This is a genomic window from Amycolatopsis sp. NPDC059021, from assembly GCF_042739895.1.
Taxonomy (GTDB): Bacteria; Actinomycetota; Actinomycetes; order Mycobacteriales; family Pseudonocardiaceae; genus Amycolatopsis.
The window spans coordinates 5,557-13,843 of sequence record NZ_JBHYIQ010000169.1; the positions used below are offsets into that span (position 1 = coordinate 5,557).

Genomic DNA, 8,287 nt, shown 5'->3' on the forward strand with positions numbered 1-8,287 from the left:
CACACACACAAATAAAACCTCAGCGCCCCCACTCTAGATAAAAAAACACACACCACCGCCCCCTGTGTTCCCCCACCGCCCCGCCCCCCCCCCCCACAGCCGGTTGTGGTCTTTCAGGCCGGAACCTCAGCCGCGGAGCAGGGCGCGGGCCATGACGAGCTGCTGGATCTGGTTGGTGCCTTCATAGATCTGGGTAATCTTCGCGTCGCGCATCATGCGCTCGACCGGGAAGTCACGCGTGTAGCCGGCGCCGCCGAAGAGCTGGACGGCGTCGGTGGTGACCTCCATCGCGATGTCCGAGGCGTACTTCTTGGCCGCGGAGGCGATGAAACCGGCGCGCTTGTCGCCGCGCTCCGAGGCCGCGGCCGAGGCGTAGACGAGGTTCCGGGCCGCTTCGATCTTCGTGCCCATGTCGGCCAGCATGAACTGGACGCCCTGGAACTCCGAGATCGTCTTGCCGAACTGCTTGCGGTCCTTGACGTAGGCGACCGCGGCGTCGAGCGCGCCCTGGGCGATGCCGAGCGCCTGCGCGCCGATGGTGGGGCGCGTGTGGTCGAGCGTGCGCAGCGCGGTCTTCAGGCCGGTACCGGGCTCGCCGATGATCCGGTTCTCCGGGATCGTGCAGTTCTCGAAGTAGATCTCGCGAGTCGGCGAGCCCTTGATGCCGAGCTTCTTCTCCTTGGGGCCCACCGAGAAGCCAGGGTCGTCCTTGTGGACCACGAACGCCGAGATGCCGTTGGCCTTCTTCTCCGCCTCCGGGTCGGTCACCGCCATCACGGTGTACCAGGAGGATTCACCCGCGTTGGTGATCCAGCACTTCGTACCGTTGAGCACCCAGTGATCACCGTCGAGCCGGGCGCGCGTGCGCATCGACGCGGTGTCCGAGCCGGCCTCGCGCTCCGAAAGCGCGTAGGACGCCGACGCCTCGCCGGAGGCGATGGAGGGCAGGACGAGCTTCTTCAGCTCCTCCGACGCCGACAGGATGATCGGCTGCGTGCCGAGCTTGTTCACCGCCGGGATCAGCGACGCCGAGGCGTCGACGCGCGCGACCTCTTCGATGACGATGCAGGCACCGATCGCGTCCGCGCCCTGGCCGTCGTACGCCTCGCCGATGTGCACGGCGTTGAAACCCGACTTGACGAGCGCGTTGTACGCCTCGATCGGATAACGCTCCTGCTCGTCGACCTCGGCCGCGTACGGCGCGATCTCCTTCTCGGCGAGCGCGCGAACGGCGGCCCGCAGCTCCTCGTGTTCCTCGGCGAGCTGGTACAGCCCGGGGCCGTCGGACACCGTAGACACTTCTGCCACCTCTTCCGCAGCGTATGGATTCACCGATGTTAGCGCTCGTTCACATGATGCGTCCTTGTGGGCTTGGCCGCATCCTTCCTATGGTCGGGTGATGCCGATCACCGCGCCGCCGCCCGGTCTCCCCCGTTCGCTGGACTATCCCGACGTCCCGGTCGGGTCGATCCTCGCCGCGGCCGCCCGCCGCTACGGGGCACGCACCGCGTTCGCGCACGGCGAGCGCGAGCTGAGTTTCACCGAGCTCTACCGAGCCGCCTGCCGGTTCGCGAACGCGCTGATCGCACACGGGATCGGCCAAGGTGACACGGTCGCGCTGCACCTGCCGAACTGCCTGGCCTATCCGGTCGCCTACTACGGGACCCTGCTCTCGGGCGCCACGTTCAGCCCGGCGAACCCGCTGCTCCCGCCGGACGACCTGGCCTTCCAGCTCACCGACTGCGAGGCCGCGGTGGTCGTCACCTACGGCCCGCTCTCGGGCACGCTCGCCGCGGTCGCCGACCGCATCCCGGCCCGCTCCGTCATCGTCGTCTCACCCGCCGAGGCGCTTCGGGACAACGAAGCCGAGTTCGAGGCCTTCCACGCGGAGCTTCCGTCCACCCGGCCCGAAGTGGACATCGACGTCCGCACCGATCTCGCCCACCTCGCGTACACCGGCGGCACCACCGGGCGGTCGAAGGGTGTCCAGCTGCCGCACCGCAATGTCGTGGTGAACACCCTGCAGTACGTCTGCTCGCAGACCGGGGCACGGCCGCTGCTCGACGAGCACGGCGACGTCACCGTCGAGCAGGTGGGAAGCGCCGACGAGTGGCCGACCCGCCACGGCACCGGGGTCGTCGTGAACGTGACCCCGTGGTTCCACGCGATGGGGACGATCGCCGCGCTCAACGCCGTCGTCCTCGTCGGGACGACGGTCGTCCTGCACGAACGCTTCGATCCGGCAAGGTATATCGCCGACGCCGAGCGCCTGCGGGTCACCTCGATCGGCGGAGCGCCCGCGTTGTACGCCGGGCTGCTGGCCTGCCCGGAGTTCGCGACCGCGGACCTGTCCTCGATCCGCACCCTCGGCTCCGGCGCGGCGCCGATGAGCCACGAGATGATCAACGCGCTGCAGGACCGCTTCCCCGGCGCCGCCATCGTCGAGGGTTACGGACTGACCGAGGTCACCATGGTCGCGGTGACCTCCCCGGCATATCGCTCGGGCACCCGCAAGGTCGGCTCCGTGGGACTGCCCGCCCCCGACACCGAGATCAAGATCGTCTCCGCGGAAGGGGGCGAAGATGCGCTCCCGGCGGGCGAACAGGGCGAGGTCTGCGTCCGCGGCCCGCAGGTGATGACCGGCTATCGCCACCGCCCGGCGGAGACGGCGGCCGCGCTCGTCGACGGCTGGCTGCACACCGGCGACATCGGCGTGCTCGACGAGGACGGCTATCTGTCCATTGTGGATCGCAAGAAGGACATGCTGCTGTACAAGGGATACAACGTCTTCCCGCGCGAACTCGAAGAACTGCTCGCCGCGCATCCTGGTGTCGTCACGGCCGCCGTCGTGGGACGGCCCCGGGACGACGTCGGCGAGCTGCCGGTGGCGTTCGTGGTGAAGGAACCCGGCGACGGCCTCGACGCCGACACGCTGCTCGACGCGGTGAACGCCCAGGTGCTGCCCTACAAACGGCTGCGGGAGCTGTACTTCGTGGACGAGATCCCGGTGTCCGCGGCGGGCAAGGTCCTCAAACGCGAACTCCGCGAGCAGCTCTCCTGACGTACCACGGCAACCTGGGTAGCACTTGTGCTACATTGGTTCCTATGAGCGTTGTGGGACTACGCGAGCTTCGGCAGCAGGCTTCCGAGCTGGTGCGCCAGGCGGAGGCCGGTGAAGAAGTACTGATCACCGTCTCCGGGCGCCCCAGCGTGCGGCTCGTGCCTGTCGAGCAGCGAACTTGGCGGACCTACGCCGAGGTGTCCGCTCTGTTCCGCGGTCCCGCCGACCCGGACTGGGAGAGCGACCGCGACAAGATCGACCAGGAGCTCCGTGATCCGTGGGCCACGGCGTGAAGGCCGTCCTCGACACCAGTGTCGTGATCGCCACGGACGTGCCCCCGCTCCCGGGCCAGCTGGCCATCAGCGCGGCCACGTTCGCCGAGTTGCAGTTCGGCGTCCTGGTCGCCGGTAATCCGGCCAGCCGGGCGGCACGGCTTCACCGGTTGAGCGTCCTGCAGCAGGAGTTCCATGCCTTGCCGATCGACGACATGGTCGCCGTCAGCTACGGCCAGATCGCGGCCGCTGTCGTGATGGCGGGTCGCCAGCCCCGGGCCCGCACCATGGATCTCCTCATCGCCGCGACCGCGCACGCCCACGACGCGCGGCTGTACACCCGCAACGCCAAGGATTTGTCCGGTCTCGACGAGCTGCTCGAGATCGTCCCGGTCTAAAGGAACGCCCCGCGCTCAGGTCAGCGACCGGCTTTGGCGCGCAGGGCGGCGTCCTTGTCCAGCACCAGTTTTTCGAGATCGGCCTGGAACTTCGCCATCTTCGCCTGGAGCGTCTCGTCCGTGGCGGCGAGGATGCGCACCGCGAGCAGCCCGGCATTGCGCGCACCGCCGACCGACACCGTCGCGACCGGGACACCGGCGGGCATTTGCACGATCGAGAGCAGGGAATCCATGCCGTCCAGGTACTTCAGCGGCACCGGGACGCCGATCACCGGCAGCACGGTGGCCGAGGCGACCATGCCCGGCAGGTGCGCGGCGCCGCCGGCACCCGCGATGATCACCTTCAGCCCGCGCGACGCCGCCGACGTCGCGTAGTCCAGCATGCGCTGCGGCGTGCGGTGTGCCGAGTAGACGCCGACCTCGTACTCCACGCCGAACTCGTCGAGCGCGGCCCCGGCGGCCTCCAGCACCGGCCAGTCCGAGTCGCTGCCCATGATCACGCCCACCTGCGGCGCCATAATCCCAACCCTCTCAGTGGATCTCGTGGCCGTCGAGCCAGACGGCGTGCGACAGCCAGTGCGCGGCGAGCAGTGCCTGGTCGCGCAGCGCCTCCATCTCCTCGCCCAGCATGTTCACGTGCCCGAGCTTGCGCCCCGGCCGTTCCTCCTTGCCGTAGAGGTGCACCTTGGCATCGGGGAACCGCGCGAACAGGTGATGCAGCCGCTCGTCCGGCCCCATCCCGGGCGCGACCTCGGCACCGAGCACGTTGGCCATCACGCACGCCGGGGCGAGCAGGTCGGTGCGGCCGAGCGGGTAGTCGAGCACGGCCCGCAGGTGCTGCTCGAACTGCGAGGTCCGCGCGCCGTCCATCGTCCAGTGCCCGGAGTTGTGCGGGCGCATCGCGAGCTCGTTGACGAGCAGCCCGTCGTCGGTCTCGAACAGTTCGACGGCGAGCAGGCCGGTGACCTTCAGCGTCGCGGCGATGCGCAGCGCGAGATCCTGTGCCTCCTGGACCCGCGCGGCGCTCAGCCCCGGCGCCGGGGCCAGCACCTCGGTGTTGATCCCGGCGGACTGCACGGTCTCCACCACCGGGTAGGCGGCCCCCTGCCCGAACGGCGAACGCGCGACCAGCGCGGACAGCTCGCGCCGCATGGTCACCTTCTCCTCGACCAGCAGCGGTGTCCCGGCCGCGAGCAGCTCCGGGACGACCTCGCGCGCCTGCTGCGCGGTGTCGAGCATCCAGACGCCCTTGCCGTCGTACCCGCCACGCGCGGCCTTGAGCACCACCGGCCACGCGTGCGCCTTCCCGAACGCCACCACGTCGTCCACTGTGGACACTTCGGCGAAGGCGGGGCCCGGGACGTCGAGACCGGCCATCAGTTCCCGCATCACGAGCTTGTTCTGCGCGACGCCGAGCGCGTCCGGCGCCGGCCGCAGGACGAAGCCCTCCATCGCCAGCGTCAGCAGGTGCTCACCGGGCACGTGCTCGTGGTCGAACGTGACGACGTCGACTTCCTTCGCGAACGCGCGCAACGCGTCGAGGTCGGTGTGGTGCCCCTGCACGACCTCGCCCGCGACGAGACCGGCGGACTCGTTCTCGCCCGCGGCGAGCACACGCAGGGACTGGCCGAGGGAGATCGCCGCCTGGTGGGTCATCCGGGCGAGCTGCCCGCCACCCACCATGCCGACGACGGGAAGACCGGTGCGTTTGTCCATAGCGCGCTCAGCCTAACCACCTAGGCGGGCGCGACCCGCGCCGACCTGCGGCGCGTGAGCCGCAGCTCACGAGCGGCGAGGCCGAGGATCCCGGCGGCGGCCGCCAGCACGTACAGATTGCCCGGCACGGCCATGCCGAGGCCCCAGCGGAACTCGGTGTCGCCGCCGTTGGGCACCAGCATCACGATCTGGCTGGCGAACAGCACGAACACCACACCCGCGGCGATCCGGCGGCCCTTGACCAGCAGCAGCATGATCAGCGGGACCGCCCACACCCAGTGGTGTGACCAGGAAACGGGCGAGAACAGCAGCCCGTAGAACGCCGTGACCAGCAGCGCCGCCGCCTCCTCGCCACGCCGGTGGAACCGCACGACGAGCCAGACCGCGGGCACGGCGAGCACGGCCGCGATCGCGACGGCCACGAACAGCGACCACGGCGCCAGCTGCGAGGCCCGGCTGACCAGGCCGTTGAGCGACTGGTTGAAGATCCAGTGCACCGAACCGACCCGGCTCGGGTCGGTGGCCGAATCCCGCCAGAAGCGCGCGGCGTCGACCGGGATGACGGCGAACATCACCGCCTCCAGCACCACGAACGTGCCCACCGCGCGCAGCCCGTCCTTCCACCGGCCGGTGAAGAACAGGTGCGGGACGAAGATCAGCGGGGTCAGCTTGACCGCCGCCGCCACGCCGATCAGCACGCCCGCCCACCGCGACCCGCGTGCCGAGAGGACCAGCACGTCGAGCACCACGAGCGCCATCAGTATCAAGTTGATCTGGCCGAGGAACAGCGTCTTCCACACCGGTTCCAGCACCAGAACGGAGGCCGTTCCCACCGGCAGCGCCCACACCACGCGTGAGCGCCCCGATGGCGACAGAACCACCGCGATGACGACGGTAAGACAGACCACCGACAAAAAACCGACGACGCCCCACAGCAGCCCGGACGGCACGAGCGCGAACGGCAGGAACAGCAGTGCCGCCGCCGGGGTGTAGGTGAACGGCAGCCGTACCCAGTCCGGCAGCGTGGTCAGGACGTCCCGCGTGTAGAGCGGTTCGCCCTTGAGCAGGGCCATCGCGCCCGCCCGGTAGACGGCGCTGTCCGCGCCCAGCTGCCAGTGCGCCAGCCACGCGACGACGCCGAGGGCGAGCACGGCGGCGGCCAGGACACCGGCGAGGACCCAGCCGGCGCGTGCGTCAGTCCGGGGTGGCTTCGGCATGGACGTGTTCGGCTTTGCGGCGGGCCCGCCGCTGCAGGCCCCAGCGCAACGCGAGCGCGGCGGCCAGCACCACCGGCATCAGGATGTACGCGCTGCCGAGGATGTTCTGCCACACCGTCCAGTGCAGTTCGACGTTCCGGCCGTTCGGCAGGATCAGCAGCACGCAGCTGACGAACACGAAGATCGCCAGGAACGTGCCCAGCCAGCGTTTCCACGCCGTCGCCGGGGTGGTCTTCGGCAGGCGGGAGACCAGCAGCACGGTCAGCGGCGCCACCCAGACCCAGTGGTGGGTCCACGAGATCGGCGAGATCAGCAGGATCCAGAACGCGGTGACCAGCAGCGAGGCGAGCGCCTGGCCCCTGCGGTGGAAGCGGATGACCAGCCACAGCGCCGGGATCAGCAGCAGGAACCCGATGGCCAGCGCGACTTTCGACGCCCAGGGCGCGAGGTCGGTGGCGCGGTTCATCAACGCGTTCAGGGACTGGTTGCCCGCCCAGTGCACCGGGCCGATGCGGCCGGTGTCGGGCAGCGTCTGCGTCCAGTACTTGGCCGCGTCGTGCGGATTGATCAGGAACATCGCGCCCTGCAGGAGCACGAACGTCACGAAGCCCCGGATGGCGTCCTTGCGGCGGCCGGTGATGAACAGGTGCCCGACGAACACGATCGGCGTCAGCTTGATCGCGGCCGCGACGCCGACCAGCACCCCGCCCCAGCGGCTGCCGCGCGCGCCGATGACCAGCACGTCCAGCATGACCAGCGCCATCAGGACGATGTTGATCTGGCCGAGGAAGATCGTCCGCCACACCGGCTCGAGGCCGAGGAAGACCAGGGAGAACACGATCGTCGAGCGGGCGGGCGAGGCCCACCAGCGCGGGCCGTCCTCGGCGGGACGCGGCAGGGCGCCGATCGCGATCCGCACACACAGCGCGAGACACAGCAGCGTGACGACGGTGAGCAGGCCCCAGGAGATCTGCACCGGGAACCACGCGAGCGGGACGAACAGCGCCGCCGCCGCCGGTGGGTAGGTGAACGGCAGCAGCGCCCACGACGGCTCCGGGAGGAGCGTGTTGGCGTCGTAGAGCGAATCCCCGTGCAGCAGGGTGAGCGCACCGGCACGGTAGACGGCGCTGTCGACGCCGAGATGCCAGTCGTGCGTGGCCCCCCAGATGGCGTACGCCATGGCCGCCAGCGGCACCACCGCCAGGATCAGGATCGACCGCGGGCGGACGGACAGGCGCGCGAGTGAGATTCGCAGGGCCAGACGAGGCTGGGAAGCCTTCGCCGGAACTTCGCCGTCTGTGGCGGAGGATACGGTCCTGGTCACCTCATCAGGAAATCATGAGCGTGATTCCCCGGGTCGAGAAGGGTACTGGCGGGAGCGGGGGACCTTTGCTACCGCTCGTTAGTTCCGCTCAACAACAATAGCAAAGGTCCCTTGCTTCTCTTCCGGCCGGAAATGGGCCGTGAGCTGGGGTTATGTGGGGCCGGCCGAGTGCCGGCATGTCCCGAATGCGCCGTTCACGACGCTCGACGTCCCGAATGACGCATTCACGACGTCGAGCCTGGCTCCACCGGCACGGCGGGGCCGGCGCCACGCTTTGTCGCGAACGCTCCGTTCGGGAC

The 8,287-nt window shown here is 69.6% G+C and carries 8 protein-coding genes; 3 read left to right on the forward strand and 5 right to left on the reverse strand.

Annotated elements, in window-relative coordinates; translation table 11 throughout:
* Nucleotides 1–126 precede the first annotated feature (126 nt).
* The gene (locus ACFWX1_RS46425) at nucleotides 127–1,299 is read right to left on the reverse strand and encodes an acyl-CoA dehydrogenase family protein (RefSeq protein WP_378396343.1); all 1,173 of its coding nucleotides are present in this window, start codon (nucleotides 1,297–1,299) and stop codon (nucleotides 127–129) included.
* Nucleotides 1,300–1,399: 100 nt separating this feature from the next.
* On the opposite strand from ACFWX1_RS46425, the gene ACFWX1_RS46430 reads away from it, so the two are divergent.
* From ACFWX1_RS46430 to ACFWX1_RS46440, 3 genes are read left to right on the forward strand one after another with little or no spacing between them, the layout of a single operon-like run.
* Entirely contained in the window at nucleotides 1,400–3,061 is a 1,662-nt protein-coding gene (locus ACFWX1_RS46430) for a class I adenylate-forming enzyme family protein (protein ID WP_378396337.1), read from the forward strand.
* A 44-nt stretch (nucleotides 3,062–3,105) separates the two neighbouring features.
* Nucleotides 3,106–3,354, forward strand: a complete 249-nt coding sequence (locus ACFWX1_RS46435; RefSeq protein WP_378327998.1) for a type II toxin-antitoxin system Phd/YefM family antitoxin — start codon at nucleotides 3,106–3,108, stop codon at nucleotides 3,352–3,354.
* Nucleotides 3,339–3,731 carry a type II toxin-antitoxin system VapC family toxin gene (locus ACFWX1_RS46440; RefSeq protein ID WP_378396338.1) on the forward strand — a complete coding sequence of 131 codons (393 nt, stop codon included), beginning with the start codon at nucleotides 3,339–3,341 and terminating at the stop codon, nucleotides 3,729–3,731. The genes ACFWX1_RS46435 and ACFWX1_RS46440 overlap by 16 nt, the downstream gene beginning before the upstream one ends.
* Before the next feature lie 20 nt (nucleotides 3,732–3,751).
* Here the strand turns inward: ACFWX1_RS46440 and purE are convergent, their stop codons facing one another.
* From purE to ACFWX1_RS46460, 4 genes are read right to left on the reverse strand one after another with little or no spacing between them, the layout of a single operon-like run.
* A complete protein-coding gene (purE, locus tag ACFWX1_RS46445; protein ID WP_378396339.1) occupies nucleotides 3,752–4,249 on the reverse strand; it encodes a 5-(carboxyamino)imidazole ribonucleotide mutase in 498 nt (165 codons plus the stop codon).
* 13 nt (nucleotides 4,250–4,262) lie between these two features.
* Nucleotides 4,263–5,447: a 5-(carboxyamino)imidazole ribonucleotide synthase gene (locus ACFWX1_RS46450; RefSeq protein ID WP_378396340.1), complete on the reverse strand. Its 1,185-nt coding sequence runs from the start codon at nucleotides 5,445–5,447 to the stop codon at nucleotides 4,263–4,265.
* A 20-nt stretch (nucleotides 5,448–5,467) separates the two neighbouring features.
* Nucleotides 5,468–6,664 carry a glycosyltransferase 87 family protein gene (locus ACFWX1_RS46455; protein WP_378396341.1) on the reverse strand — a complete coding sequence of 399 codons (1,197 nt, stop codon included), beginning with the start codon at nucleotides 6,662–6,664 and terminating at the stop codon, nucleotides 5,468–5,470.
* Entirely contained in the window at nucleotides 6,642–7,988 is a 1,347-nt protein-coding gene (locus tag ACFWX1_RS46460) for a glycosyltransferase 87 family protein (RefSeq protein ID WP_378396342.1), read from the reverse strand. Before ACFWX1_RS46460 ends, ACFWX1_RS46455 begins: the two co-directional genes overlap by 23 nt.
* Nucleotides 7,989–8,287: the final 299 nt, after the last annotated feature.